20 protein-coding genes are annotated in these 25484 nt (G+C 65.0%); 16 read left to right on the top strand and 4 right to left on the bottom strand.

Annotated elements, in window-relative coordinates; all coding sequences use genetic code 11:
- Positions 1–91 precede the first annotated feature (91 nt).
- Both G5S35_RS16970 and G5S35_RS16965 read left to right on the top strand, forming a co-directional pair.
- Positions 92–1093: a LysR substrate-binding domain-containing protein gene (locus G5S35_RS16970; RefSeq protein ID WP_183039248.1), complete on the top strand. Its 1002-nt coding sequence runs from the start codon at positions 92–94 to the stop codon at positions 1091–1093.
- Between the two features lie 95 nt (positions 1094–1188).
- On the top strand, positions 1189–1476 hold the full coding sequence (locus G5S35_RS16965; protein WP_183039247.1) for a DUF4148 domain-containing protein: 288 nt from the start codon (positions 1189–1191) through the stop codon (positions 1474–1476).
- A gap of 52 nt (positions 1477–1528) precedes the next feature.
- On the opposite strand, the gene G5S35_RS16960 is transcribed toward G5S35_RS16965, so the two are convergent.
- Both G5S35_RS16960 and G5S35_RS16955 read right to left on the bottom strand, forming a co-directional pair.
- Complete coding sequence (locus G5S35_RS16960) at positions 1529–2710, bottom strand: porin (protein WP_065065025.1); 1182 nt, start codon at positions 2708–2710, stop codon at positions 1529–1531.
- Between the two features lie 180 nt (positions 2711–2890).
- Positions 2891–5323 carry a membrane-bound PQQ-dependent dehydrogenase, glucose/quinate/shikimate family gene (locus tag G5S35_RS16955; RefSeq protein WP_183039246.1) on the bottom strand — a complete coding sequence of 811 codons (2433 nt, stop codon included), beginning with the start codon at positions 5321–5323 and terminating at the stop codon, positions 2891–2893.
- Positions 5324–5832: 509 nt separating this feature from the next.
- On the opposite strand from G5S35_RS16955, the gene G5S35_RS16950 reads away from it, so the two are divergent.
- The 8 genes from G5S35_RS16950 to G5S35_RS16915 all read left to right on the top strand — a co-directional run bounded on the left by G5S35_RS16950 (position 5833) and on the right by G5S35_RS16915 (position 16893).
- Positions 5833–6621, top strand: coding sequence for a metallophosphoesterase (locus G5S35_RS16950; RefSeq protein WP_183039245.1), 789 nt, complete (start codon positions 5833–5835; stop codon positions 6619–6621).
- A gap of 200 nt (positions 6622–6821) precedes the next feature.
- Positions 6822–7343 carry a sigma-70 family RNA polymerase sigma factor gene (locus G5S35_RS16945; RefSeq protein WP_065065027.1) on the top strand — a complete coding sequence of 174 codons (522 nt, stop codon included), beginning with the start codon at positions 6822–6824 and terminating at the stop codon, positions 7341–7343.
- Positions 7344–7422: 79 nt separating this feature from the next.
- Complete coding sequence (locus tag G5S35_RS16940; protein WP_183039244.1) at positions 7423–8472, top strand: FecR family protein; 1050 nt, start codon at positions 7423–7425, stop codon at positions 8470–8472.
- Between the two features lie 183 nt (positions 8473–8655).
- Positions 8656–9870 (top strand): efflux RND transporter periplasmic adaptor subunit, encoded by a 1215-nt coding sequence (locus G5S35_RS16935; RefSeq protein WP_183039243.1) that lies wholly within the window; start codon positions 8656–8658, stop codon positions 9868–9870.
- Positions 9871–9887: 17 nt separating this feature from the next.
- Positions 9888–13166, top strand: coding sequence for an efflux RND transporter permease subunit (locus G5S35_RS16930; protein ID WP_110330079.1), 3279 nt, complete (start codon positions 9888–9890; stop codon positions 13164–13166).
- Positions 13163–14680: an efflux transporter outer membrane subunit gene (locus tag G5S35_RS16925; RefSeq protein ID WP_183039242.1), complete on the top strand. Its 1518-nt coding sequence runs from the start codon at positions 13163–13165 to the stop codon at positions 14678–14680. Before G5S35_RS16930 ends, G5S35_RS16925 begins: the two co-directional genes overlap by 4 nt.
- A gap of 79 nt (positions 14681–14759) precedes the next feature.
- Entirely contained in the window at positions 14760–16220 is a 1461-nt protein-coding gene (locus G5S35_RS16920) for an ATP-binding protein (protein WP_124261272.1), read from the top strand.
- Positions 16213–16893 carry a response regulator gene (locus G5S35_RS16915; RefSeq protein ID WP_183039241.1) on the top strand — a complete coding sequence of 227 codons (681 nt, stop codon included), beginning with the start codon at positions 16213–16215 and terminating at the stop codon, positions 16891–16893. The genes G5S35_RS16920 and G5S35_RS16915 overlap by 8 nt, the downstream gene beginning before the upstream one ends.
- Positions 16894–16931: 38 nt before the next feature.
- Here the strand turns inward: G5S35_RS16915 and G5S35_RS16910 are convergent, their stop codons facing one another.
- A complete protein-coding gene (locus tag G5S35_RS16910) occupies positions 16932–17615 on the bottom strand; it encodes a TetR/AcrR family transcriptional regulator (RefSeq protein ID WP_183039240.1) in 684 nt (227 codons plus the stop codon).
- A gap of 374 nt (positions 17616–17989) precedes the next feature.
- Between G5S35_RS16910 and G5S35_RS16905 the strand changes: the two genes are divergently transcribed.
- The 6 genes from G5S35_RS16905 (at position 17990) to G5S35_RS16885 (ending at position 24916) form a co-directional block, all read left to right on the top strand.
- Positions 17990–19543, top strand: coding sequence for a DHA2 family efflux MFS transporter permease subunit (locus G5S35_RS16905; RefSeq protein WP_231957749.1), 1554 nt, complete (start codon positions 17990–17992; stop codon positions 19541–19543).
- A gap of 64 nt (positions 19544–19607) precedes the next feature.
- Positions 19608–21206 (top strand): efflux transporter outer membrane subunit, encoded by a 1599-nt coding sequence (locus G5S35_RS16900; RefSeq protein ID WP_183039239.1) that lies wholly within the window; start codon positions 19608–19610, stop codon positions 21204–21206.
- Positions 21207–21253: 47 nt separating this feature from the next.
- The gene (locus G5S35_RS16895) at positions 21254–22456 is read left to right on the top strand and encodes an EmrA/EmrK family multidrug efflux transporter periplasmic adaptor subunit (RefSeq protein WP_080180537.1); all 1203 of its coding nucleotides are present in this window, start codon (positions 21254–21256) and stop codon (positions 22454–22456) included.
- 896 nt (positions 22457–23352) lie between these two features.
- Positions 23353–23745, top strand: coding sequence for a hypothetical protein (locus tag G5S35_RS16890; protein WP_074987425.1), 393 nt, complete (start codon positions 23353–23355; stop codon positions 23743–23745).
- Between the two features lie 186 nt (positions 23746–23931).
- Positions 23932–24189, top strand: a complete 258-nt coding sequence (locus G5S35_RS39295; protein WP_074987424.1) for a TIM-barrel domain-containing protein — start codon at positions 23932–23934, stop codon at positions 24187–24189.
- The gene (locus tag G5S35_RS16885) at positions 24086–24916 is read left to right on the top strand and encodes a TIM-barrel domain-containing protein (RefSeq protein ID WP_202035006.1); all 831 of its coding nucleotides are present in this window, start codon (positions 24086–24088) and stop codon (positions 24914–24916) included. The genes G5S35_RS39295 and G5S35_RS16885 overlap by 104 nt, the downstream gene beginning before the upstream one ends.
- 95 nt (positions 24917–25011) lie before the next feature.
- Here the strand turns inward: G5S35_RS16885 and G5S35_RS16880 are convergent, their stop codons facing one another.
- Positions 25012–25455: a copper chaperone PCu(A)C gene (locus G5S35_RS16880; protein WP_183039238.1), complete on the bottom strand. Its 444-nt coding sequence runs from the start codon at positions 25453–25455 to the stop codon at positions 25012–25014.
- Between the last annotated feature and the right edge of the window lie 29 nt (positions 25456–25484).

Raw genomic sequence — 25484 nt, 5'->3', positions numbered from 1 at the left:
TGGCGGTTTATTTGGGCGAATGCGCCGACTCTAAACTTGCGTGCAGGTTATGTAAATTGACTTTGAGCGTGACTTTCCATAACCTCAGGTGATGAATTTCGACGACTCATTCGACCCTGATCACGCCTCTGGAACACCGGCCGCCACGCGCGCGCTGATCGCCGCGCGGCTGCGTCTGCGGCATCTGAACTGCATCGTCGCGATCGCCCAGGAGCGCACGCTCGCGCGTGCCGCCGCGCGGCTGAATCTGAGCCAGCCCGCCGTGTCCAAGACGCTCGCGGAGCTGGAGCAGTGGGCGGGCGCGCGGCTTGTCGAGCGCGGCCGCAACGGCGCGGCGCTCACGGCGGCGGGCGAGCATTTTCTGCGTTACGCGCTCGATGTGCGGCGCGCCGTGGAGGCGTCGGCGTCGGCGCTGACGCGCGAGGATCTGGCGCGCGTGCAGTCGGTGCGGATCGGCGCGCTGCCCACGGTCGAGGCGGCCGTGCTGCCGCCCGCGATTCTGCGCGTGCAGGCCGTCATGCCGCAACTGGGCGTGAAGATCCACTCCGATTCGAACAGCGAATTGCTGCGTGCGCTGAAGGCGGGCGAGGTCGACCTGATGATCGGACGCATGGCCGAACCGGCGTCGATGCAGGGCGTTTCGTTCGAATATCTCTATACGGAGTCGCTGGCGATGGCGGCGCGCGCCGGGCATCCGCTCGCGCGCGCGGGCGCAGCGCCCACGCTGGAGGACGCGCTCGCGTACCCGCTCGTGATCGCGGGCGAGCAGACCGCGCCGCGCCATCACACCGAGGCGTTTTTCGAGTCGCGCGGGCTCGCCTTGCCGCCCGGTTGCGTCGAGACGCAGTCGGCGGCGGTGGCGCGCGCGGTGGTGCAGGCGTCGGACGCCGTGTGGATCGTGCCGCTGCGGGTGGTCGAGCAGGAACTGGCGGCGGGCGCGCTGGCGCGCATCGAGGTGCCCGCGCCGCACGGCGTCGAGCCGGTCGGCATGCTGCGGCGCACGACCGTGCCGCTGTCGGACGCGGCGCAGGCGTTCATGGAGGCGCTGCGCGAGGCGCAGGGAGGCGAGGGGAAGGGCGGCGGGAAAGACTAAAAGAAATTACATCTGGCGGATAGCGTTCGAAGGAGTCGCATCGCTTAATCTGCGTGCATTCCATCACGGGTCCGCGCCCACACGCGGATAGCGCCATGCGACGTCTCTCCCGAATCCTGGTCGCGCTGCTTGCGACGTTCTGCAGTCTGTCCGCGTTTGCCGCGCCGCGTCTCACGCCGCAACAGTGTGCGGATTACCCGTTCAAGCCGGTGGCCGCGGGCAAGGTCACGCACCAACAGTTGATGCGCGAACTCGGCGAACTGGAGGCCCGGGGTTACGACCCGGGCTCCGACGACGGTGTGTATCCGAGCGATCTGCAAGCCGCCGAAAAGCAGTTGCACGTCGATTACCGCACGCAATGCCGTCCGGTCAGCGGGACCTGACGGCAGCTTCGTTACGCGATGCGCGCATTGCACGCATCGCACATGACGTCGCTTAGAACGCGATGGCCACGCCGAACATCGCGACGAACTGGTTCGCGGTCGACGACGGCGAGGTGTTCTGCGAGTCGCCGACCACCGGCTGGGCGTCGATGATATCGCCCGCGCCGTTCGCGCCGAGCGTCTTGCCCGAAGCGTGCTGGTACGCCTGGATCGTGTAGAGCGTGGTGCGCTTCGAGAGGTGATACAGCTCGCGCAGCGAAATCTGCTGATAGCGCGCGGCGTCGTGAATGCCGTTCGCCGCCGACGCGCGCGTGTAGCTGTAGCCGCCCGACACTTCGAACGGCGTGCTCACGCGGTAGCTGACGAGCGCGCCGTAGGTGTTGAACACGGCGGTGTCGGTGAACATCGAGTGCGAACCCGGACGGTAGAGCACGTTCGAGTAGTTCACGCCGAACAGCAGGTTGCCGACCGTGTACGTCGCCAGCGCCGCGAAGTGCTGCACCGCGCGCGCCGACAGATAGCCCTGGTTGAGGACCGAATGCGGGAACGTCGCGCTGGCGGACGTATCGAAACCGCCCGTGTAGGTGCTCGTGTTTTCCATCCGCAGATAGCCGGCCGCGACCGACAGCGGGCCGCCGTCGTAGCGCAGCGCCGCGCTGATCAGGTTGCCGCTTTGCATGCTGCCGGGCTGGCCGCCGAAGCCGTATTGCACGCTGCCGCGCACGCCCGCGATGGTCGGCGAGGTGTAGGTCACCGAGCTGTTCGAGCGGATATCCGTGTCGAAACCGTCGATGTCGCCGGGGTGCGCGCCCGTCGCGCCGGTCAGGTACGTGACCGGGCCGAGCGTGCCCGCGAGCAGATAGTAGGGCGTGTACTGGCGGCCCATCGTGAGCGTGCCGAGGTGGCTGTCCTGCAGGCCGACGAACGCGTAGCGATTGAACGCGAGGCCCGCCGACTGCTGCGCGCCGGTGCCCGGATCGAAACCTTCCTGCAGATCGAAAATCGCATTGAGCGTCGAGCTCAGCGCCTCCGAGCCCTTGAAGCCGAACTTCGAGGCGTAGAGGTTGCCGTTGCGCATGTAGACGTTCGAATGACCGCCCTGGTTATTCGCGTAGGAGATCGCTTCGTCGACGTTGCCGTACAGCGTCAGGCTGCTTTGCGCATGCGCCGTTTGCGACAGCATCGCCGCGCACATCAGGAGCGAGCCGCTCCAGAAAAGGTGTTCTGTTTTCATGATTGTTGCCGCGAAGTTTGCGTGGCCGCTGTCTTCGTCGTGTTTTAGGTGTCTTCACGTACGCGCCCCCGCCGGTCGGATCGACGGCGGGGGCGCGTTTTCAAATTTGAACCGAGTGGTTAAAAGCGGGGCGGCAAGTCGCGTTGACGTCCCGCTTTTTGTCTGCCTCTGCGGCCGGGTTTAGTGGCTGTCCGGCAGTGCGTAGGCGATCACATAGTCGCCGCGATCCGGCGACTGGCGTGCGCCGCCCGCCGAGATCACGATGTACTGCTTGCCGTCGATCGTGTAGCTCATCGGCGTGCCCTGGCTGCCCACCGGCAGACGCGCCTTCCAGACTTCCTTGCCGGTCGAGCTGTCGAACGCGCGCAGGTAATAGTCCTGCGTCGCCGCGAAGAACACCAGACCGCCGCCCGTCGTCAGCGAACCGCCGATGGTCGGCATGCCGATCGGCGTGGGCATGTGCATCTGCACGCCGTACAGACGCGTGTCCTTGACCGTGCCGAGCGGCACTTGCCACGCGACGCTGCGCGTCTTCAGGTCGACCGCCGTGAGGCTGCCGAACGGCGGCTTCTGGCACGGAATGCCCAGCGGCGAGAAGAAGCGGTCCTTGGTGACCGAGTACGGCGTGCCGCCGAGCGGTACCGCGCCCATGCCGGCGTTGACGGCTTCGTTGCCGTCGGAGGTGCCGCCGCGCTGCTTTTCCTTCACGAGATGCACCCAGAGGCCGAGGCGCATGTCGTTCACGTAGATCATGCCGGCGTTCGGGTCATACGACAGACCGCCCCAGTTCATGCCGCCGAGCGAGCCCGGGAAGCTGAGCGCGTAGTCGGTGTCCGGCGCGGTGAACAGGCCGTCGTAGCGCATGCCGCGGAAGGTGATGCGGCACATCAGCTGGTCGATCGGCGTAACGCCCCACATGTCGGCGTCCTTGAGCACTTCGGCGCCGATCTGCGGCATGCCCACGGAGAGCGGCTGCGTCTTCGCGTACGGCTCGTTCGGAATCGTCGCGGGCTTGACCGGGTGCTCGACGACCTTCGTGAGCGGCTTGCCGGTCGCGCGGTCGAGCACGAACAGCTGGCCCATCTTGGTGCCGACGATCAGCGCCGGCACTTTCTTGCCGTCTTCCATCGGGAAGTCGATCAGAGTCGGCTGCATCGGCACGTCGTAGTCCCACAGATCGTGGTGCACGGTCTGGAAGTGCCACTTTTCAGCGCCGGTGGTGGCGTCGAGCGCGAGGATCGAGCCGCCGTACTTTTCGTCGAGCGCGGTGCGCTTGACGCCCCACAGGTCGATCGCCGCGTTGCCGACCGGCATGTAGACGGTGTTCGAGGTCGCGTCGTAGGTCATCGGCGCCCACACGTTCGGCGTCGAACGCGTGAAGGTCTTGCCGGTGGCCGGTGCGGCGTGGTCTTCCGGCTGGCCCGGATCGAACGCCCATTTCATCTTGCCCGACATCACGTCGAAGCCGCGGATCACGCCGCCCGGCATGTCGAGCGAGACGTTGTCGGCCACGCGGCCGCCCACGACCACGGTCGTGCCCGCGACGGTCGGCGCCGAGGTGAGCTGGTACAGCGGGCTCTTGGCCTTGCCCAGACCCGCCTTCAGGTCGACGATGCCGTGATCGCCGAAGTCGTCGCACAGCTTGCCGGTGTCGGCGTCGAGCGCGACGAGCTTGGCGTCGATCGTGTTCATGTAGATGCGGCGGCGGCATACGGCCGGATCGCCCGAAGCGGCGATCGGCGTGACCGGCGTCGAACCGGTGACCGTCGGCTGCACCAGCGGCAGGCTCGCGTCGAAATACGCGAGACCGCGGCAGCGCACCCAGACCGTGGTCTTGGTCGGGAATGCATGGCGCCACTTCTCGGCGCCGGTGGCGGCGTTCACCGCGATCACCGTGTTATGCGGCGAGCACAGGAACAGCGTCTTGCCGACCTGCAGCGGCGTTTCCTGGTCTTCCGAGCCGCCGCCGTCCGGGCTGAGCGGCACGTCGCCGGTGTGGAAGGTCCATGCGACCTGGAGATTCTTGACGTTGTCGCGCGTGATCTGCGTGTAGCCCGCGAAACGGTCGCCGCCGTCCGAATGGCCGTACGCGGTCCAGTCGCCCTTGCCCGCGGTGCCCGCGACCGGCGCGGTCTCGACGCCGAACTTGCCGTGCGGCACGAACATGCCCCACACGAAGCCGGCGTTCACGACCAGCAGCAGGGCCGCGATGCCCCACGCCGCGCCGCGCGCCGGCGACTTGCCTTCGCCCTTGCGCAGCACCGGCCAGAGCGGCGCGAGCAGCATGCCGATCATCGAGAACATGAAGACGCGCGTGTTGAGCGGCCAGAAGTCGAAGCCGACTTCCCACAGCGCCCACAGCGCGGTGGCGATCAGCATGACGAGGTAGATCGGGAACGCGCTGGCGCGGCGGCGCGCGAGCTGGACGCCCGTTGCGCAGAGCGCGAGGCCGGCGAGCAGGTAGTACCAGCTGCCGCCGCGCGCGATCAGCATGCCGCCGCCGATCGTGAAATACAGGCCCAGCACGAGCCCGACGAGGCCCGCGAGGGTCAAGCCCACGCGCGCCGCTTTGCACATCTGTTGTTTATCTGATTCTGAAGGTTGCTTCGACATCGCTCTTTCTCGTTGTGACGCTCAAGTCCATCCGGTCCAGGCTCCGCAAGTCATTGAGGGACAAAGCGTCGCACCGGCTTCTAGATTAACTACTTGGTACATTTTATTGCTAAAATCGAAATCTTGCCGGGAAACGCGCAAGGGTGTCGGGGGAATGGCACAACGCGCACGCGCGTGCTTGCCGCGCGGTCGGATTGGGGGCGCCGTTTTCGTCGTGGTCGCGAGAATCGCTTGTCGACCGAATCTGTACGGCTGACTTAGTCAGTCATCCTGATCGTGAGCTTCGCGCGCCCGTCGATCCATCCTGGTTCGATATATGCCGGCATGCGCCGACATCGCCGCTCGTCGCCGAACGCGAAAATCCGTAAAATCGCTGCTAAAAAACCGCATGCTGCGCGTAAGGTTCGGCAACTTCCCCGTTCTTACCACTCGTTACACATATAACAAAGTCGGTCGTATTTTCTCCGTCGGCCTGAAATAAGATGTGCCGTTGTCGACGAGAGACGAGCATGGGTCCGAACAGCCAACCGCAACCGCTATTCAAGAAACGCCTGGGTTTTCTTGGCATCCACGGCCTGCGCCACGGCGCCGAGCCGGGCGGCGCGCCGTTTGCCGAATCCTCCGATCCGGAGGTCGTGCGGCACGATTCGAATCTGCTCGGCCGCGACTTCGTGGTCGGCGATCTGCACGGCTGCGTGAGCGCGCTCGAACAGCTGCTCGGCGAGGTCGAATTCGACGCCGGGCGCGACCGTCTGTTTTCCGTGGGCGACCTGATCGACCGCGGAGAGCAGAGCGAACGCGCGCTGGCCTTGCTTGAGCACGACTGGTTTCACGCGGTGCAAGGCAATCACGAAGAGGCGCTGTGCGCGGTCGTCGACGGCCGACTGCCGCGCGAGCGCTGGTACGAGGTGGGCGGCGACTGGGCGCGCTCGCTCTCGGACGGCGAACTGGCGGTGCATGCCGCGCGGCTGCGGGTGCTGCCGCTCGTGCGCATCGTCGGGGAAGGGGACACGCGCTTCAATATCCTGCACGCCGAGTTCCGCGGCAACGACGACCAGCTCGCCGCCGGCCATTTCGAGGCGGCCGTGCGCCGCCGCCTGCTCTGGGGCCGCGATCTGGCGTTCAGCGTGTCGCCCTCTCAGCAAGCCTTGTCCACGACTTATTGCGGTCACACGACCATGCGCGACGTTCGCCGCATCGGCGCGCATATGTTTATCGATACCGGCGCGTGCAGCCCCGGCGGCAAGCTCACGCTCGTCGAAGCGGGCACGAGCCGCGTCTGGTCGAGCTTCGCCTAAGCGCGCGTCCGCCTGACTTTTTCACCGCGTTGCACTTCGGCGTCGCGCGGCCGCCACGCCGCGCTATTCACGCTGCATCATTTGTCTTGCCAGCCCTCCATCACTGAATGATAATAATTATCATTCAGAACCAATCGTCGCCCGCTCGTGTCGCCTGCCGCCGCCGGACCGATTGGACAGGCTCAATACATACCGATTCAGTGGTCGAACGCTATTACCGCGAACTGTTGCGTTTTCTTTCCCGGCTGGTGAAAGACGGTGACACCGCTTCGGATATCGCCCAGGAAAGCTACGTTCGCGTGCTTACGCTGCGCGACTCCGGCGCGACCATCAGCGACCCGCGCGGCTTGCTCTATCGCACTGCGCGCAATCTCGTCATCGATACGCATCGCCGTGCTACAGTCCGCGCTCAATCGGTCGTCGACGAGCTGGACGAGATCGACGAGCCCGCCGCCCACGTGTCGAGCCAGCCCGAGCAGGTATGGGAATCGTCGCGCCGCACCGAGGCGCTGGTCGCCGCGATCGACGCGCTGCCTCCGCGTTGCCGCGAGGCGTTCGTCCTGCACAAGTTCGACGGGCTGAGCCACAGCGAAGTGGCCGCGCGCATGGGTATTTCGCGCAATATGGTCGAAAAACACATCATTCGCGGCGTGCTCGCCTGCAAGCAGCGCATGACGGCCTTCGAGGGCGCGGACAGTCAAGCGACCGTCGCCGCCGAATAAAAAACGATGCAAGGTTCTTCGATGTCAGGTTTTGGCTTCGTCGCGCGTCTTCATAGAGGTACGCGCTGACGATATGACGATGGAACGACCCCAACTCCCCGAGACGACCGACGCCGGTCTCGACGCCGATGCCGAACTCGACGCGCAGGCCGCGAACTGGCTCGTGCGGCGTCAGCGCGGCCTGAGCGCGCGCGACGAAGCCGACTGGCAGGCCTGGCTCGCGCGCGACCCGGCGCATCGTCGCGCTTACGGGCAGGTCGCCGAGATCTGGCAGGCGCTCGACCACATCCCCCAGCAGGATCTCGCGCGCTATCGCGCTGAAATCGCGGCGAGCCGTGCGCGCGGCGCACCGGCGTCGCCGGGCCGTCGCGCGTTCATGCCGCGCTTCGCGCTCGCGGGGACCGCTTTCGCGGCAGTGGGCGCGGGCGTGGTCGGCTGGCAATACTGGCAGAGCACGCCGACCTTCAGCGCGGTCTTCACCACCCGGCGCGGCGAACTGCAGACCGTGTCGCTGCCCGACGGCAGCAAGATCGAACTCGATACCGACACGCACGTCGAGGCGCGGCTGTTCCAGCATCGCCGCGAAGTGCGGCTGGTGCGCGGGCAGGCGATGTTCGCGGTGCAATCCAATCCGGCTTGCCCGTTCAACGTGCTCGCGCAGTCGGTCACGGTGACGGTGGTCGGCACGCGCTTTTCGGTGCGATGCACGGAAACCGGCCTCGAACACGGCACGGTGCGCGTGGAGGTGGAGGAAGGGCGCGTGCGCGTCGCTGCCGCGCCGCAACCGGACGCCGCGCCGCACAGCGTCGAACTCGCGGCGGGCGAGGCCGTGACGACCGGCGCGAACGGTCTGCCCGGCCAGATCGAGCCGATTGCGCCCACGGCGGTCGCGGTCTGGCGTCAGGGCCGCGTGGCGTTCAACAACACGACCTTGCTGCGCGCGCTGCAGGAATTCGCGCGTTACGGCGCGACCAATGTGGTGGTCGACGATCCGGTGGTCGCGCAGATGCGGCTGACGGGCAGCTTCGACGTGCATCAGCTCGACCGCTTCGCGCATGCCTTGCCGCGCGTGCTGCCGGTGCGTCTGCGCCAGCGCGGCAATCTCGTCGAAGTCGTGCGCGCGGCCTGACGCGGCCGGATCTATCGACGTTCTTCCACGCTTTTCTACGCGCGCCCGGTCCCACCCGGGTGCGCGCCTCATTGTCCGCGCACGCGTTCCGGCCCCGCCCGGCGTTCCTAATTTCTTGCGAATTTGATTTGCATAATCCCTCGATCGGGCGTGGACCGCGCTCTCGGCATTGAGGCCAACACTATGCAAATCGGGCTTTTCGCGCATCGGCGCACGGGCGTTCTGACGGGCGCCCTGTTTCTCTCCTGTGCGCTGGCGGCGTGTTCGCACGACCAGAAAAGCGTGCAGAAAAAGGTGCAAACGGTGACCGTGGAAACGGTCAAGACCGTGCCGTACGCGCAATCGTCCTCGATGCCGGGGCGCGCAACCTCGTTCCTGACCTCGCCGGTCACGCCGCAAGTCACGGGCGTGATCCAGAAGCGGCTGTTCACCGAAGGCAGCGTGGTGCACGAAGGCCAGGTGCTTTATCAGATCGATCCCGCGCCGTATCAGGCGACGTACGACGCCGACAAGGCCGAACTCGAAAAAGCCCAGGCGGCGCTGCTTTCCGCGAAACCGATTGCCGAGCGCGACCGCTCGCTCGCGGCCATCGACGCGATCAGCAAGGAAACGCTCGAAGAAGCTGAGGCGACGCTCAAGCAGGACGAGGCGACCATTGACGCCGACAAGGCCGCGCTCGAAAGCGCGCGCATCAATCTGGGCTATACGCGCGTGACCGCGCCGGTCACGGGCACAATCAGTGCTTCCGCCTACACGCCCGGCGCGCTCGTGACGGCCGATCAGACCACGGCGCTCGCGACCATCTACGCCTACGACCCGATGTATCTCGACGTGACCGAGTCGAGCACGGACGTGCTCGCGCTGCGCAAGAAGTTCGCGAGCGGCGAATATAAAACCGACGCGAACGGCAACGCCAAGGTCAAGATCACGCTCGAAGACGGCACGACCTACGCGCACGAAGGCACGCTGCAATTCGCGGGCGTGGGCGTCGATCAGACCACGGGCACCATCACCTTGCGCGTGATCGTGCCGAATCCCGAGAAGCTGTTGCTGCCGGGCGAATATCTGCATGCGGTCGTCGATCAGGGCGTGAACCAGAGCGCGATTCTGGTGCCGCAGCAGGCGGTCGTGCACGATCAGCGCGGCAACGCGACGGCGCTGGTCGTCGATGCGCAGAACAAGATCGAGTCGCGCACGCTGATGCTCGCGGGCACCGCGAACAACAACGAGTGGGTCGTGACGGGCGGACTCGCGACGGGCGATCGCATCGTCGTGGCGGGCTCGCAGTTCGTGAGCGTCGGCGACACGGTGAAGGCCACTGACGCCACTGCGGCCACCGACGCGACCGACGCCACCGAAGCGGCGGCCGCGTCGTCGTCGTCGCCTTCGGCGAACTGAGGGGCGAGTGCATGCGTATCGCTCATTTCTTTATCGACCGTCCGGTCTTCGCGTGGGTGCTCGCGATTCTGGTCTCGCTGACCGGCGCGTTCGCGATCACCCAGTTGCCGCTCGACCAGTACCCCGACATCGCGCCGCCGACCATCCAGATCACGGCGACCTATAACGGCGCGTCCGCGCAGACCAATCAGGACGCGGTCGTGCAGGTGATCGAGCAGCAGATGGTCGGTCTCGACAATCTGATGTACATGTCGTCCTCGGCGAACTCCGAGGGCAATATCTCGATCAAGCTGACCTTCTCGGCGGGCACGAATCCCGACACCGCCCAGGTGCAGGTGCAGGATCAGCTGCAATCGGCCAACGCATTGCTGCCCGAAGAAGTGCAGGAAAGCGGCGTGACCGTGCGCAAGGCGTCGCCGGACACCTTCCTCGTCTTCAACCTCGTGTCCGAGGACGGCAAGATGAGCAAGGCGGCCATCGCCGATTATCTGTACAGCAATCTCGAAGAACAGATCGAGCGTCTGCCCGGCGTGGGCCAGGCGCAGCAGTTCGGCTACGAGTACGCGATGCGGATCTGGCTCGATCCGAACAAGCTGCAAAAATACGCGCTGATGCCGTCGGACGTGGTCACGGCCATCGACGCCCAGAACAACGACGTGGCGGCCGGCGAAGTCGGCAACACGCCCGCCGTGAAGGGCCAGGAACTCGATGCGACCATCACGGCGCGCAGCCGCCTGACCACCGCGCAGCAGTTCCGCGACATCGTGCTCAAGACCGAGACGAACGGCTCGCAGGTGCTGCTCGGCGACGTCGCGCGCGTCGACCTCGGCCCGCAGGCGTATACGGTCGAAACCAACTTCAACAACAAGCCCGCTTCGGGTCTCGGCCTGCAACTCGCGCCGGGTGCGAACGAAGTGCAGGTCGACAAGGAAGTGCACGACTTCCTGAACAAGCGTGCGGCGAGCTTCCCGGCCGGGTTGAAGGTCGAATATCCGTACGAGATGGTGCCGTTCATCAAGACCTCCATCACGGAAGTGGTCAAGACGCTCGTGGAAGCGATCGTGCTGGTCGTCGCGATCATGTTCCTGTTCCTGCAAAACCTGCGCACCACGCTGATTCCGGCGATTGCGGTGCCGGTCGTGCTGCTCGGCACGTTCGGCATCCTCGACGTGTTCGGCTATTCGATCAACATGCTGACCATGTTCGGCGTGGTGCTCGCGATCGGCCTGCTGGTGGACGATGCGATCGTGGTGGTCGAGAACGTCGAGCGGCTGATGACCGAGGAGCATTTATCGCCGCGCGACGCCACCAAAAAGTCGATGACGGAAATCAGCAGCGCGCTGGTGGCGATCGCGATGGTGCTCTCCGCCGTGCTGTTGCCGATGGCGTTTTTCGGCGGCTCGACCGGCATCATCTACCGCCAGTTCTCGGTGTCGGTGGTTTCGGCGATGGCGCTCTCGGTGGTGGTGGCGCTGACCTTCACGCCCGCGCTGTGCGCGACGCTTCTCAAGGACGGCCACGAGAAGCCGAAGGGCCGTTTCTTCAGCGGCTTCAATCGCGGCTTCGACGCGTCGACGAGCAAATATCGCCGCGTCGTCGACCGGATGCTGCATCATCGCAAGCCCGCGATCATCGTTTATGTGCTGCTCGTGCTGGGCGCGGGGCTGCTGTTCGTGCGTCTGCCCACGTCGTTTCTGCCGACCGAAGATCAGGGCGTGCTGATGGTGACGGTGACCGCGCCGGTGGGCGCGACGCGCGAGCGCACCGAAGCGACGATGGCCAAGGTCGAGGACTATCTGCTCAAGCAGCCGGCGGTTTCCGAGGTGTTCAACGTCGCCGGTTATGCAGTCGGCAGTAACGGCCAGAACGTCGGCATGATGTGGGTGAAGCTCAAGGACTGGGACCAGCGCACGGCCGTCAACGACACGGCGCAGGGCTTCGTCGCGAAGGCGTCGCGCGATCTCTCGCAGCAGATTCGCGACGCCAAGGTGTTCGTGCTGCAACCGCCGACGGTGCGCGGTCTCGGCATCAGCTCGGGCTTCGACATGGAGCTTGTCGACGAAGGCGGGCTCGGCCACGCGGCGCTGGCGGCCGCGCGCGATCAGCTGATCAAGATGGCGAACCAGAGCGGCGTCGTGCGTCAGGTGCGTTTCAACGGTCTCGCCGATACGCCGCAACTCTCGCTCGATATCGACGACCGCAAGGCGAGCGCGATGGGCCTCGCGCCCGCCGACATCAACTCGACGGTCGAAGACGCGCTCGGCGGCGAATACGTGGACGAGTTCCTCGACAACCAGCGCATCAAGAAAGTCTATGTGCAGGGCGACGCGCCGTTCCGCATGACGCCCGAATCGCTGGAGCAATGGTATGTGCGCAACACGTCGGGGACGATGGTGCCGTTCTCCGCGTTCGCGACGTCGCACTGGACTTACGGGCCGCCGGAACTGGACCGCTATAACGCGGAGTCGTCGTTCGAGATCGTCGGCGATCCGGCGCCCGGCGTGAGTTCGGGCCAGGCGATGCAGACCATGGAGCAACTGGTCGCGAAGCTGCCCAAGGGCATCACCTACGCGTGGACCGGGCTGTCGTATCAGGAGCAGCTTTCGGGCGGCCAGGCGCCGTATCTCTACGCGGTCTCGGTGCTGTTCGTGTTCCTCTGTCTCGCGGCACTCTATGAAAGCTGGTCGGTGCCGCTGGCGGTGCTGCTGATCGTGCCGCTCGGCGTGTTCGGCGCGGCGCTCGGCACGACGCTGCGCGGGCTGTCGAACGACGTGTATTTCCAGGTGGGTCTGCTGGTGACCGTGGGTCTGTCGTCCAAGAACGCGATTCTGATCGTCGAGTTCGCGACGATGCTCGAAAAGCAGGGCGCCAGTACGCTCAAGGCGATCGAGCAGGCCGTCGCGTTGCGGATTCGTCCGATCGTGATGACGTCGCTGGCGTTTCTGCTGGGCGTCGCGCCGCTGGTGATCGCGAGCGGCGCAGGCGCGGCGGCGCGTCAGTCGATCGGCACGGGCGTATTCGGCGGCACGCTCGTCGGGACGGTGTTGGCGATCTTCTTCACGCCGCTGTCGTATTTCCTCGTGCGCAAGTTCAGCGGCAAGGGCGCGTCGCCGAGCGATCCGGGCGGTCGCGGCGGCGCGGGTTCGCCCGCCGACGATTCCGGTTCGACCGGCGCGCAGGCGGAGCAGAGCGTGTCGGAGCACGCGGAGCAGGAAGCGGGCGAGGACGCGTATGCGTTGCCGGATAGCGCGATGAATGCATCGACTCACGAGTCGAAGAACGGAGGTGCGGCATGAAGCGCGTAGTCCACTGGATGCTGGCCGGCGCGGCCGTCACGGCGCTGAGCGCGTGTATCGACCTGTCGCCTTCGTATCAGCGGCCCGCCGCGCCGGTGGCGGCGTCGTGGCCCGATGCGGCTTCGGGCGCGTCTTCAGGTGCGTCTTCAGGCGCGGCCGCGAATGCGTCATCGTCGGGCACGCTCGCCGCCGATATCGGCTGGCGCAGTTTCTTCGTCGATCCGCGTTTGCAGCGCACGATCGCGCTCGCGCTGTCGAACAACCGCGATCTGCGTATCGCGATTCTCGATATCGAAAAGGAGCGCGCGGAGTACCGCATCGAACGCGCGTCGCTGTTTCCGGAAATCGATCTGGGCGGCTCCGACGAAGCCGAGCGCACGCCGACGTCGGTGCGCCGCGCGGAGTCCGGCGAGTCGGCCACGACGACCGGCGCGAGCGGCGAGACCACGCACGTCTATAGCGCCAATCTGGGCTTCACGTCGTACGAGATCGATCTGTTCGGGCGCGTGCGCAATCTGAGCAACGCGGCGCTCGAAACCTATCTGTCGTCGATCGAAACGCGCCGCAGCACGCAGATCAGTCTCGTCTCCGATGTCGCGAGCGACTGGCTCACGCTGGCGTCGGACAAACGCTTGCTGGTGATCGCGCAGGAAACGCAGGCGAGCCAGCAGCGCACCTTCGATCTGGTCGATCGCGAGCACACGCTGGGCGCGGCGAGCGCGCTCGACGTGGAGCAGGCGCAGGCGAGTCTGCAGTCGGCGCGCAACTCGACGGCGCAGGCGCAGACCACGGCCGAGCAGGCGCGCAACGCGCTCGAACTCGTGGTCGGCACGCGCGTGCCCGACGCCGATCTGCCCGATGCGCAGGTCGATCCGGTCGCCAGCATCACGTCGATTCCGGCGGGCATTCCGTCGGCGGTGCTGCAACGCCGCCCCGACGTGCTGGCGGCCGAGCACACCTTGAAGGCCGACAACGCCGATATCGGCGCGGCGCGTGCGAACTTTTTCCCGACCATCAGCCTGACGGCGGCGCTCGGTTTCGAAAGTCCCGCACTCGCGCAGTTGTTCACGGGCAGCAACCGCGCGTGGTCGTTCGAGCCGTCGGCGGTGATTCCGATCTTCGACGCGGGCGAGAACCGCGCGACGCTCGACGCCGCGAAGGTGACGTTCAAGATCGACGTCGCGACCTACGAAAAGACCATTCAGACCGCGTTCGAGGAAGTGGCGAACGCGCTGGCGACGCGCAAGACCATCGACGAACAGCTCGACGCGCAGACGCGTACCGTGAAGGCCGATCAGCACGCTTACGATCTGACCATGCAGCTGTATCAGCAGGGCAGCGACAGTCTGATCGACGCGTTGACCGAGCAGCGTCTGCTGTACACGGCGCAGCAGTCGCTGGTCGCGACGCAGTTGTCGGCGCAGACCAGTCTGATTACCTTGTATGCGGCGCTGGGCGGCGGGGTCGATGCGGAATCGGCTGCGGCTGCGTCCGGCGCATCGGCCACGCGCTGAGCGGCGAGGCAGGTATCATGACCGGACGTTTTCAGATCAAGGGTTGAGGTAGCAAGGCCATGTGCCCGGAGTCGACACCATGCCGCAAACGCTGACCCGCGTGCTGCGCGAGATTCGCCGCGCGAGCCTGACCGGCAAGCTGTTTGCGGCGATGCTGGTCGTCAACGTGCTGGTGATCGGCGCGATGGCGCTGGGCGCGCGGCTCAGCTTCGAGCGCGGTTTTCTCGGCTATCTGGAGCAGCAGGAAATCAAGCGGCTGGAGTCGAGCGTCGGGCCGCTGGCCATGGCGTATCGCGATCACGGCAGTTGGGATTTCCTGTTGCAGAACCGCAGCCTCTGGCACGAGATCATGCGGCCTTATGCGCCGGCCTCGTATCCGGTCACGAGTCACGCGCCGTTGCCGCGTCTGCCGGTCTCGTCGCTGATCGGCACCAACACGCGCTTCACGCTGCTCGACGCGAAAGGCGCCTACGTGTTCGGCAATCCCGCGTTCGCGGATACCTCGCCGCGCCGTCCGATCGTCGTCGACGGCAAGACGGTCGGCTGGCTGCTGATGGTGCCGTTCGAACGCGCGACCGAAGCCGGCGATCTGCGCTTCCAGAAGACGCAGCGCGAGTCGAGCTGGATCATCACGATCGCGGCCACGCTGCTGGCGATTCTCACCACGCTGTGGATGGCGCGCGCGCTCGCCTCGCCGCTGCGCCGCATCGCGAGCGCGACGCACACGCTCGCGGGCGGCGATCTGAGCGCGCGCGTGCCGACGGTGTCGAGCGGCGACATCGGCCAGCTCGAACACGATTTCAACCATCTCGCGCAGACGCTCGAGAGCACCGAGCGCATGCGTTCCGCGCTGGTCGCCGACATCTCGCACGAACTGCGCACGCCGCTCGCGGTGATGAGCGGCGAGATCGAGGCGATCGAAGTGGGCGTGCGTCCGGTGAGCGTGGAAGCCGTGCGTTCGCTCGGCGGCGAAGTGAAGCGCCTGAGCCGTCTCGTCGACGATCTCTACGATCTCTCGCTCGCCGACGTCGGCGCGCTGCGCTATCACCACGAACAGCTCGACGTCTGCGAGACGCTGCGTTCGGCGTTGCGCCGCAGCGCGCGGCGGCTCGGCGACGCGGGCCTCACGCTGCGCGTCGATCTGCCCGACACGCCGCTGTGGGTGCGCGGCGACGAACGCCGCCTGCAACAGGTCTTCACCAATATTCTCGAAAACGCGCTGCGTTATGTCGATGCGGGCGAGATCGTCTGCGTGACGGCATGCGAGGACGCGCGCACCGTGTATATCGATTTCGACGACAGCGGCGCGGGCGTGCCCGAGGCGATGCTGCCTTCGCTGTTCGAGCGCTTCTATCGCGTGGAGGCGTCGCGCAGCCGCGCGACCGGCGGCGCGGGTCTCGGCCTGCCGATCTGCCGCGGCATCGTCGAGGCGCACGATGGCGAGATCGCCGCCGCGCGCGCGCCGCTGGGCGGCTTGCGCATCGCGATCGCGCTGCCGCGCAGCACGGAAACCTTCAGGAACCGACGTGACCATGAGTAACGAAACGCCCATCGACATTCTGATCGTCGAGGACGAGCCCAAGCTGGCGAGCGTGATGGCGGATTTCCTGCAAGCCGCGGGCTACACCACGCGCTGCGTGGACGACGGCCGCGAGGTGGCGAACGAAGTGGCGCGGCGCATGCCGGGCCTGATCGTGCTCGACCTGATGCTGCCGGGCCGCGATGGCCGCGATATTTGCCGCGATCTGCGCACGTACAGCGATGTGCCGATCATCATGGTGACGGCGCAGGTGGAGGAGGTCGATCGCCTGATCGGCCTCGAACTCGGCGCCGACGACTACATCTGCAAGCCGTTCAGTCTGCTCGAACTGGTTGCGCGCGTGAAGGCGATTCTGCGCCGCTCGCGCTTCGAGCGTTTTCCCGAAAGCGTGCCGCTGCAACTCGACGAAGAGCGGTTCGTGGCGACGTATCGCGGCGTGGAGATCGAACTCACGCCGATCGAATTCCGCTTGCTGAGGACGCTGGCGGCGCGACCGGGCCGGGTCTTTTCGCGCGATGTGTTGATGGACCGGCTGTATCCCGATGGCCGCATCGTCGAGGATCGGACGATCGACAGCCACGTGAAGAAAATCCGCCGCAAATTCGAAGCCGTTGCGCCCGATGACGACGTCATTCAATCCGTGTACGGCGCGGGATTCCGGCTGGCTTTATAAGGTATTGCCGAGTCTTGCGGGTTCGCTCAGGCGCGCGTTCAGCCGCCTTCTGGCCGCTTGACGAAAGCCTGCACGAAAGTCTGCACGGCCGCTTCCACCCAGCGGTCGATCTGCGCTTCCGAGGGGCGCGCGTTGGGATGCGTGAGGCATTCCAGTTGCGCCTCGCCGCGCACGATGCTGATGAACAGCATCGCGGCCGTGGTGTAGCCCACGGCCTGCACGTCGATCTGTCCGCGCGCCGCCGCGCGTTCGAGAAATTGCCCGACGATGCTTGCCACCACTTCCGGCCCCGCCGCATAGAACGCGCGCCCCAGCTCGGGAAAGCGCTGCGCTTCCGAAACGATCACGCGATACAGCGCGAGTCCCATCGGCGACACCACCAGATCGAGATACGCGCGCGCGAGCCGCGTGAGCGAGCGCGTGATGTCGTCGGTTTCGAAATCCATCTCGCGCAGCGAATTCGCGAATTGCCCGCATTCGCGCTGAATGACGGCGGCGAACAGCGCTTCTTTCGTCGGCCACGCGGCGTAGACCGTCGATTTCGAGACGTGCGCCTCGCGCTGGATCATGTCCGTCGTGGCGGCGCTGAAGCCGTGCGCCAGAAAGATGTCGCGCGCGGCGTTCAGGATCGTGTCCGCCTTGCTCGGGGCGGGCGCGGGGTCAGGCTTGCGGGGAGTGGGGGGCAGGCGCGCCGGTGCGCCGGTTTCCTTGTGCGTCGCCATTTGTGTTGAATCGGTAGCGATAACGGTGTCGCGGGATCGTAACACAGCGCCGGGACGCGCTTCCCGGCCACTGACATTGTCGCAGCGCAGAGTACCGATCGGTTCGATTTTTATTGACACGGCAATCATGTGCTCTTATCATCCAGTACCGTTCGGTACTATCCCGCCTGGATGATCCTCCCCTTATTGACGGTTTTCGCTGCGTGACGGCCCCGCCCGTGCAAGCAGCGCGGGGCCGTTTTGCGCGCGTTTTTGCTCGCGATTTGGCGAGCGGATCCAGGGCGGCGAGCCGCATCGGCCGCACGGACACATCAACTTGATCAGGATTGCAAACGGATGATGGAATCGCGAAACCCTTCCACGCGGAGCGCGCAGTGAACGCGCCCGCCGCATCCCCGCCGCCGCTGAGCGGCGGCAAACTCGCGCTCGGCACGCTCGCCGTCGCGCTCGCGACCTTCATGAACGTGCTCGATTCGTCGATCGCGAACGTCGCCATTCCCACCTTGTCGGGCAGCCTGGGCGTGTCCGTGGACGAAGGCACGTGGGTCATCACGGTGTTCGCGGCGGCCAACGCGGTCGCGATCCCGCTGACCGGCTGGCTGACGCAGCGCCTCGGCCAGATTCGCCTGTTCGTGGGCGCGATCGTGCTGTTCACGATCGCCTCCTGGCTGTGCGGCATGGCGCCCAATCTGCCGGTGCTGCTGGCCGCGCGCGTGTTCCAGGGTCTCACGGCGGGACCGCTGATTCCGATGTCGCAAGCGATTCTGCTCAGCTCCTGGCCGAAGCAGAAGTCCGCGACCGCGCTCGCGCTCTGGGCCATGACGGCCACCGTGGGGCCGATCGCGGGACCGTCGCTGGGCGGCTGGATCACCGACAGCTACAGCTGGACGTGGATCTTCTACATCAACATCCCGGTCGGCATTTTCGCGGCCACGGTCACGTGGATGATCTATCGCTCGCGCGAAACGCCCACGCGCAAGCCGCCGATCGATCTGGTCGGCCTCGGGCTGCTCGTCGCGTGGGTCGGCACCTTGCAGGTCATGCTCGACAAGGGCAAGGACCTCGACTGGTTCCATTCGCCCGTGATCATCGGCCTGACGATTGCGGCGGCAGTCAGTTTTGTGGCCTTCGTGATCTGGGAGCTGACCGAGGAGCATCCGATCGTCGATCTGCGCCTGTTCGGCCAGCGCAATTTTCTGGGCGGCACGATCGCCATTTCGATCGCGTATGGCGTGTTCTTCGGCAACCTCGTGCTGCTGCCGCAATGGATGCAGGAATACCTCGGTTATCGCGCGGTGGATGCGGGCCTCGTGATCGCGCCGATCGGCATCTTCACGGTGCTGCTCTCGCCGGTGATCGCCAAGGTGCTGCCGCGTTCGGACGCGCGCGTGATCGCCACGCTCGCGTTCATCGGCTTCGCGGCGGTGTTCTGGATGCGCTCGAATTACATCGTCGATATCGATACGTATCACCTCGTGCTGCCCACGTTGCTGCAAGGCATTCCGATGGCGATGTTCTTCGTGCCGCTCACCGCGATCATTCTTGCGGGCCAGCCGCCGCAGCGCATTCCGGCCGCCGCGGGTCTGTCGAATTTCGTGCGCGTGTTTTGCGGCGCGGTCGGCACGTCGCTGGGCGCGAACGAGTGGTACGACCGCACGGTCGTGCATCACGTGCGGCTCACCGAGCAGGCGACGCCGGAAAATCCGGCGTTCTCGCAGTTCGTCGACTTCGTCACGAAATCGATGCATGTCGATACGGCGACGGCGCACGCGATGTTCGGGCAGCTCGTGGAGTCGCAGGCGGCGATGCTCGGCCTCAACGACGTGTTCTGGATTTCGGCGGTGATCTTCATCGCCATCATTCCGCTCATCTGGATTACGCGCGCGGGCCGGGCTGGCGCGGGCGGCGCGGATTCGGCGGCGCATTGAACCGCGCATTGACTCTGTGTCGACTACATAAAACGGCGCTGCCTTTTTCGATCATCAGGAAAACATGACTCACGTTTCAATTACGCGTCCGCCGCTGCGGCCGCGCGCGCTGTCGATAGTCGTTGCATGCGCAACGGTTGCGATCATGAGCGGCTGCGCGAATTACATCGGCATCAAGAGCGACAAGACGCTCGCGCAGCCGCAGCAGTTCGAGTCGTCGCAAAGCATTCCGGCGCAGGGCGGGCAGTGGCCCACGTTCGACTGGGCGAAGCAGTTCGGCGACCCGCAATTGCAGAAGCTGATCGACGAGGCCATCGACGGTAATCCGACGATCGCGCAGGCGCAGGCGCGTCTGGCGAAGGCGTCGTCGTATATCGAGACCTCGAAGTCGGCGCTGGCGCCGAAAGTGACCGCGGGCTATTCGTGGACGCGTGAGCTTTACTCGTCCAATGCGCTTTATCCGACTCCCTACGGCGGCAGCTGGTACAGCGAAAACAACGTACTCGCCAGCGCCTCGTGGGATCTGGACCTGTGGGGCAAGAACCGTCAGCGACTCGCGCAGGCGGTCTCCGCACAGCGCGCCGCCGAAGCCGAGATGCAGCAGGCCCGCATCACGCTCGCCGCGTCGGTCGCGCGTACCTATAACCAGCTCGCCCAGCTCTACGCGCTGCGCGACATCGCCGCGCGCGAAATCGACAACCGCAAGACCATCGGCAACATCACGAACGGCCGCGTGGTCGCGGGCCTCGACACCAACGTCGAGCGTCAGACCGCCAACGGCAACATCGCTACGAGCCAGGCCAATCTCTCGCAGATCGACGGCCAGATCGAGACCGTGCGCTATCAGCTCGGCGCGCTGCTCGGCAAGGGTCCGGATCGCGGTCTGCAGATTGCCAATCCGGTGCTCAATCCGGTGGCCAGCGTCGCGCTGCCCGACAACCTGCCCGCCGATCTCGTCGCGCGCCGTCCGGACATCGTCGCCGCGCGCTGGCAGGTCGAAGGCGCGATGCACGACGTCAAGGAAGCGAAGGCCGAGTTCTATCCCGACGTGAATCTCGCGGCGGGCTTCGGCTTCGATGCGTTCGGCTGGGGCAAATTCCTCAACTTCACGAGCCGCCAGATGAACATCGGCCCGGCCGTGCATCTGCCGATCTTCGACGCGGGCGCCCTGCGCGCGCAACTGAAGGGCCGTTACGCCGACTTCGAACTCGATGTCGCGAACTACGACCAGACGCTGATCGGCGCGTTCCAGGACGTGGCAACCACCGTCTCGTCGATCCGTTCGGCCGACAAGCAGCTCGTCGATGCGCAACACGCGCTCGATGCGTCGACGAAGGCGTATCAGCTCGCCGTGATCCGCTACAAGGCGGGCCTCTCGGAGCAGCTGCAGGTGCTCAACGCCGACCAGAACCGCCTCGCCGCCGAGCAGACCGTGACGAACCTGAAGTCGCAGCGCGCCGACGAGCAGATGGCGCTGATCAAGGCGCTGGGCGGCGGCTTCGACGCGCAGAACGCGGGGCTCGTGCCGCCGGTGCAGGTCGGCAGCGAAGCGCGCGGCCAGAGCGACGTGAACGGCGGGCCCTGGCGCGATGCGCCGTGGACCGCACCGGCCTCGTCGGCCTCGGCCACGCCTGACGCGTCGGCACACGCCGCCACGAACTGAATTCCAATAACTGAACGCACAGCACGCAAGAACCCGGAGATCCTTCCATGAGCACCCCCCAGCAACCGGCCGCCAATCCGCAGCCGAACGCGAACAACGGCAAGCGCAAGCGCATGATGACGCTGCTTGTTCTCGTGATCGTGATTGCAGCCATTGCCTACGGCCTCTACTACTTCCTCGTCGCGCGCTTCAGCGAAAGCACCGACGACGCCTACGTGAACGGCAACGTCGTGCAGATCACGCCGCAGGTCACCGGCACGGTGGTCTCGGTCAACGCCGACGACACGCAGACCGTCAAGATCGGCGATCCGCTCGTGGTGCTCGATCCGGCCGACTCGCGCATCGCGCTGCAGCAGGCCGAGGCGAATCTCGGCCAGACCGTGCGCCAGGTGCGCGGCCTCTTCGCCGACGACAGCCAGTACGAAGCGCAGGTCGCCGTGCGTCAGGCGGACCTCTCGCGCGCGCAGGACGATCTGCGCCGCCGCATGCAGGTGGCGCAGACGGGCGCGGTTTCGCAGGAAGAAATCTCGCACGCACGCGACGCCGCGCGCAGCGCCCAGGCCGCGCTCGAAGCCGCGCAGCAGCAGCTCGTCGCGAACCAGGCGCTGACCGCGAACACGACGATCGCCAATCATCCGAACGTGATGGCGGCCGCCGCGAAGGTGCGCGACGCCTACCTCGCGAACGCGCGCAACACGCTGCCCGCGCCGGTCACGGGTTACGTGGCGAAGCGCTCGGTGCAGGTCGGCCAGCGCGTTTCGCCGGGCACGCCGCTGATGTCGGTGGTGCCGCTGAACTCGCTGTGGATCGACGCGAACTTCAAGGAAGTGCAGCTCAAGCACATGCGCATCGGCCAGCCGGTGGAAATGACGGCGGACGTGTACGGCTCGTCGGTGGTGTATCACGGCAAGGTGGTGGGCTTCTCGGCGGGCACGGGCTCGGCGTTCTCGCTGCTGCCGGCGCAGAACGCGACGGGCAACTGGATCAAGGTAGTGCAGCGTCTGCCGGTGCGTATTTCGCTGGATCCGGAAGATCTGCAGAAGCATCCGCTGCGTATCGGTCTGTCGATGCAGGTTGACGTCGACATCAAGAACGATGCGGGCAGCCAGTTGGGCAACGCGCAGAACACGGTGTACGAGACGAACGTGTTCGAGAAGTATGGCGATGAAGCCGATGCGGAGATTGCGCGGATTATTTCGCAGAATGCGGGTGGGAAATCGGCAGACAAGCGCGACGCGCGCGCCGAGTGATGGCGTGCGGATGAAGATGCAACTAACTGCCAGAAACCTCCGCGTTCCGCCGATGCCGGTTCCCGGCGCACAGTCACAGCGCACACAACGCACACAACGCAGTCCAGCGCGGGCAGGGTGCGTGCGTTGGGCTCGCGTCTGTTGTCACAAAAACTGATTACACGAATTTGCACCGACCGCTTAAAAACGGCTGGTTTGCGAACATCGTTCGGATAACCAGGTATTGTTCAAAAGCCTCCTGAAAACAGGAGGCTTTTGTTCGACTGGCGATTGCGAAGCGTGACCGGCTGACTGGTCAGGCAAAACGCGGATCAATGACCGTGCGCTTCCCTGAAACCAGCGTCATGTTCGAATCGCTCGGCACGTCTACCGGACTGAAATCCGGCCGAGACAATGAACAGGACTCCTGCAAACGGCCAGGAAAAAGTGGCCAGAACGAAGCAGAACCAGAAAGCGTCTTGAGGAGGGTACGCGGGGAGTGCCCATGAAAGGCAGGCAGCTGGCAACAGCAACATACACAGCGCCGACCGATTGAGGAAAACGGCGACCTTTGCGTTCTTGAGCGTTTCAGCGTGCATGCCTGTCTCCATAGGAAGTGGCACTGAGACATAGAGTCGCACGATGGCAATCCAATGAAAACTTGGTGAAAGCCCTGAGGTAATTTCGCTGAAAATCGACGTGGAATTGCCGAAATTGCGGGGATTTGATGGGGCCAAGACACGTATTGCACGTTGTGCGAAGCCGCATAAAACGCCCGAATTCCGCATCGGAAATAACGCGAAACAGAAGCGCGCGAAAGGAAAAGTGAGCGTAATCGCTATTGGCGTTAAGATGCGCGCTCGACACCGATGTCTCTCTGGCTCAATCAGGCTCAATCGCAGACTCCTCCTCGCGCCATGCCCCAATACCTCGACGCCGCTGCATTACTCAAACTCGCTCAACGCGCGGAACACGCCGACGCCCCCGTGTGCGGCTGCACAAAAACACCGCTCGATGGCTGGCAATCGCAGCCGCTTTCGCTCGACGAGCGGCAACTCGAACAGATCGGCACACTCATTCCGGAAGATGAGGCAGAACCGACTTTTTCCGAATATTTGCCGGAAAACCACGGTTACTGGTCCGACGAAGCGCCCATTGCCCCGCGTTACTTTCCCTATAACCGCTGTGGCGTGTGGAAATGCACGCAGTGCGGCCGGCTTTATCTGCGCTATACCGAAGGCGGTGGCTATTTCGTCGATCAGCGTATTCGCGCGTTAAAAGCGCGGCTAATCGAAGACGTGCCGCTTTAAAGCCGCTTCCCGTTATGCTGTGCGGCGTCGGGGACGCATCGCGCGCCCCGGCTCACTGCTCCACCATAAGGCCAGCGGACGGGCGCGCCGCTGTTTGCCGAAGGCATGGAGAAGGGCTATTAGCTCCGCAAACCTGATGGTGAGGTATGGCAGTGGTACGCGGGGCATTTTTGACGCTTGCAGGAGATGGGCGTCGATTGCTTCAAGACGGATTTCGGCGAGCGTATTCCTACCGACGTGATCTATCACGACGGTTCCGATCCGCAAAAGATGCACAACGACGACAGCTACCTTTATAACAAGGTGGTGTTCGACGTGCTGCGCGAAGTGCGCGGCGAAGGTGAGGCCGGGGTGTTCGCGCGATCCGGCACCGTCGGCAGCCAGCCATTGCCCGTGCGTTGGGGCGGCGATTGCAGCGCGACTTACGATCGAATCGATAGCTGAAACGCTGCGCGGCGGGCTGTCGCTCGACCTGAGCGGCTTCGGCTTCTGGAGCCACGACATCGGCGGGTTCGAGCATACGGCGCCCGCCGATGTCTACACGCGCTGGTGCGCGTTCGGGCTGCTGTCGAGCCATAGCCGTTTGAACGGCAGCAAGTCGTATCGCGTGCCAGGGTTGTTCGACAACGAAGCCGTGGAGGTCGTGCGCCCTTTCACCGAATGGAAGTCGCGTCTGATGCCGTCTCTGTTCGATGCCGCGCAACAGGCGGTAGAGCATGGCACGCCGATGCTGCGCGCGATGCTGATGGAGTTTCCCGACGATTCGGCCTGCGATCAACTGGATCGTCAGTATCTGCCCGGCGATGCGCTGCTGGTCGCGCCGGTGTTCAACGCGATCGGCGACGTGGACTTCTGGCTGCCCGAGGGCCGCTGGACGCATCTCTTCACGAGTAAAACCGTTGCGGGCAGCAGGTGGCTGCGCGAGCGTCACGGCTTTTTGAGTCTGCCGGTGTACGTGCGGCCGAATACGCTGCTCGCGATCGGGACTAAGGATCGGCGCCCGGATGACAACTACGCGTCGCGCAGCGAACTGCATCTGTTCGAACTCGCCGATAGCGCGAGTGCGACGCTCAAGCTGCGCGATGCGGGCGGCCTGGCGAAGCAGGCGAGCGAGTCCGGCGTCGTCGTGCAGTTGCCCGCAGGCGACCGCGAGGCTGCGTTGTACGTGTAAGCCGAAGCGATGATCTGGCTGACGCGCGGAAACGCATGTCAGCCAGACAATTCGGCAGCGGCGTTATTTTCGATGCTATGAAATCCGCGTGGAATTTATTTCCCCGCAGCGTTCTTCACATCGCATTGCGCCGACACTTTCTCGCCGTCGCTGAAAGCAAAGGTCATCGGAATGCTGGTGCCAATTTTGAGTGGATGTTTCGCGTGCTCGAACATCACGTGATAGCCACCGGGCGCAAATTCGAGCGTGCCATTTGCAGGAACGGTGGCCTTGTCGACCATGATCATCTTCGAGGTACTGCCGCTGCTTTGCGTCTGATGCAGCATCGACATCCCAAACGCTTCCGTTGAAATGCCAACGAGATCGACCGGCTTGTCGCTCTTGTTCATGAGTTTGAAATAGCCGCCCGAAGGCACGTCGCCGGGCATGGAACGAATCCAGCAATCCGACACCATGACGGAGTCAGTCGCGGCCATTGCGGCGATTGGAGCGGCAAACAGGACGAACGTCGTTGCGAGCGAACGGAAAAGAGCGGACATGGTGAATCTCCAGTTTTGAGTGGATAAGG

Source organism: Paraburkholderia tropica (assembly GCF_014171495.1).
Taxonomy (GTDB): domain Bacteria; phylum Pseudomonadota; class Gammaproteobacteria; order Burkholderiales; family Burkholderiaceae; genus Paraburkholderia; species Paraburkholderia tropica.
Note: the sequence above shows the minus strand (reverse complement) of the source record. Positions and strands in the feature narration are given on the sequence as shown.

Excerpts from the sequence above, each read along its gene's own strand:
- G5S35_RS16950 (WP_183039245.1), top strand. The coding sequence starts at position 5,833 with ATGGGTCCGAACAGCCAACCGCAACCGCTATTCAAGAAACGCCTGGGT.
- G5S35_RS16940 (WP_183039244.1), top strand. The coding sequence starts at position 7,423 with ATGGAACGACCCCAACTCCCCGAGACGACCGACGCCGGTCTCGACGCC.
- G5S35_RS16880 (WP_183039238.1), bottom strand. The coding sequence starts at position 25,455 with ATGTCCGCTCTTTTCCGTTCGCTCGCAACGACGTTCGTCCTGTTTGCC.
- G5S35_RS16965 (WP_183039247.1), top strand. The coding sequence starts at position 1,189 with ATGCGACGTCTCTCCCGAATCCTGGTCGCGCTGCTTGCGACGTTCTGC.
- G5S35_RS39295 (WP_074987424.1), top strand. The coding sequence starts at position 23,932 with ATGGGCGTCGATTGCTTCAAGACGGATTTCGGCGAGCGTATTCCTACC.
- G5S35_RS16890 (WP_074987425.1), top strand. The coding sequence starts at position 23,353 with ATGCCCCAATACCTCGACGCCGCTGCATTACTCAAACTCGCTCAACGC.
- G5S35_RS16900 (WP_183039239.1), top strand. The coding sequence starts at position 19,608 with ATGACTCACGTTTCAATTACGCGTCCGCCGCTGCGGCCGCGCGCGCTG.
- G5S35_RS16925 (WP_183039242.1), top strand. The coding sequence starts at position 13,163 with ATGAAGCGCGTAGTCCACTGGATGCTGGCCGGCGCGGCCGTCACGGCG.
- G5S35_RS16955 (WP_183039246.1), bottom strand. The coding sequence starts at position 5,323 with ATGTCGAAGCAACCTTCAGAATCAGATAAACAACAGATGTGCAAAGCG.
- G5S35_RS16910 (WP_183039240.1), bottom strand. The coding sequence starts at position 17,615 with ATGGCGACGCACAAGGAAACCGGCGCACCGGCGCGCCTGCCCCCCACT.
- G5S35_RS16915 (WP_183039241.1), top strand. The coding sequence starts at position 16,213 with ATGAGTAACGAAACGCCCATCGACATTCTGATCGTCGAGGACGAGCCC.
- G5S35_RS16970 (WP_183039248.1), top strand. The coding sequence starts at position 92 with ATGAATTTCGACGACTCATTCGACCCTGATCACGCCTCTGGAACACCG.
- G5S35_RS16920 (WP_124261272.1), top strand. The coding sequence starts at position 14,760 with ATGCCGCAAACGCTGACCCGCGTGCTGCGCGAGATTCGCCGCGCGAGC.
- G5S35_RS16935 (WP_183039243.1), top strand. The coding sequence starts at position 8,656 with ATGCAAATCGGGCTTTTCGCGCATCGGCGCACGGGCGTTCTGACGGGC.
- G5S35_RS16895 (WP_080180537.1), top strand. The coding sequence starts at position 21,254 with ATGAGCACCCCCCAGCAACCGGCCGCCAATCCGCAGCCGAACGCGAAC.
- G5S35_RS16960 (WP_065065025.1), bottom strand. The coding sequence starts at position 2,710 with ATGAAAACAGAACACCTTTTCTGGAGCGGCTCGCTCCTGATGTGCGCG.